We start from the raw sequence: 1,245 nt of genomic DNA on the forward strand, positions 1-1,245 counted from the left end.
CCGATCGGCGGTTTCAAGGGGTCGTTGCAACGGGTGGGTGTTTCGGGTCCGAGAGTAGCTGCTCGAAGGCTTCTGCTGGGGTGCGATAACCCAGAGTCTTACGGGGTCGTCCGTTGAGTTCGGTAGCGACTTCGAGGAGCCGTTCCGGGCTGTGGACGCTGAGGTCGGTGGACTTCGGGAAGTACTGCCGGAGCAGGCCGTTGGTGTTCTCGTTCGAGCCGCGCTGCCACGGCTTGTGCGGTTCGCAGAAGTAGATCGCGAGGTCCGTGGCGAGGGTGATGTCCTTGTGCCGGGCAAGCTCGGTGCCCTGATCCCACGTCAACGACCGACGCAGATGCTCGGGCAGGGTCTGGATAGTGGGGATCATCGCGTCGCGGACCGCGTCGGCGCTGTGCCCGTCCGGCAGGTGCAGCAGCATCACGTACCGAGTGGTGCGTTCGACGAGGGTCCCGATCGCGCTCCGGGCGTTGATGCCGACGATGAGGTCGCCTTCCCAGTGGCCGGGAACGGCCCGGTCATCAACCTCGGCGGGGCGTTCACTGATCAGGATCATGTCGCGGATCTTCGACCACGACGCCCGCCGCGGCTCACCCCGATGCCGGCGGAGGGCGCGGCCGGTGCGGAGGTGTTTGTGCAGGTCAGCGCGCAGGTGGCCGCGGCCCTGGACGAACAGGGACTGGTAGATCGTCTCGTGCGACACGTGCATCTCCGGCCGGTTCGGGAAGGACCTGGCCAGGTCATCACGGATCTGTTCCGGGGACCAGTTCCGCACCAACCGCAGCTCGACCTGCAGAGCGAGCTCGACCCGGTCCAGCTTCCGCGGCTTCGGGCGCCGCGCACGAGCCCGGCACTGCTTCTCGGCGGAGTACGGCCGGTAGGTTCGACCAGTCGCGGAGTTCCTCGTCAACTCACGGCTGATCGTCGACGGGGCCCTACCGAGGGCTTTTGCGATCGCACGCACGCCCTCACCGGCAAGGCGCAGGTCCGCGATCTGGAGCCGCTCTTCCTGGCTCAGATACCGGTCGGAGCGGGGCTTGTGAGCGAACGGATTCCGTCCGCCGGCTGCTTTGACCCATCGGTATCCCTGACGTCGGTCCACGCCGACAGCATCACAGGCCGCCGTCCGTCCGAGGCCCTGTCTCAATAGCTCCCAGAACCGCGCCTCCCGGGCACGGTGTTCCAGCCTCGATCCCATCTGCAGCACTCCGATTCACGGTGGTGTTGCAACGACCGGCTGAACCCAAG

Annotated in this window: 1 protein-coding gene; it reads right to left on the bottom strand. The window is 66.6% G+C overall.

Features of this window, described 5'->3' with window-relative positions; genetic code table 11:
• Positions 1–13 precede the first annotated feature (13 nt).
• Positions 14–1,195, bottom strand: a complete 1,182-nt coding sequence (locus ITJ59_RS18845; RefSeq protein WP_228511997.1) for an IS30 family transposase — start codon at positions 1,193–1,195, stop codon at positions 14–16.
• Positions 1,196–1,245 lie beyond the last annotated feature (50 nt).

The sequence above is a fragment of the Curtobacterium sp. VKM Ac-1393 genome (assembly GCF_015350995.1).
Classification (GTDB): domain Bacteria; phylum Actinomycetota; class Actinomycetes; order Actinomycetales; family Microbacteriaceae; genus Curtobacterium.

Excerpts from the sequence above, each read along its gene's own strand:
- ITJ59_RS18845 (WP_228511997.1), bottom strand. The coding sequence starts at position 1,195 with ATGGGATCGAGGCTGGAACACCGTGCCCGGGAGGCGCGGTTCTGGGAG.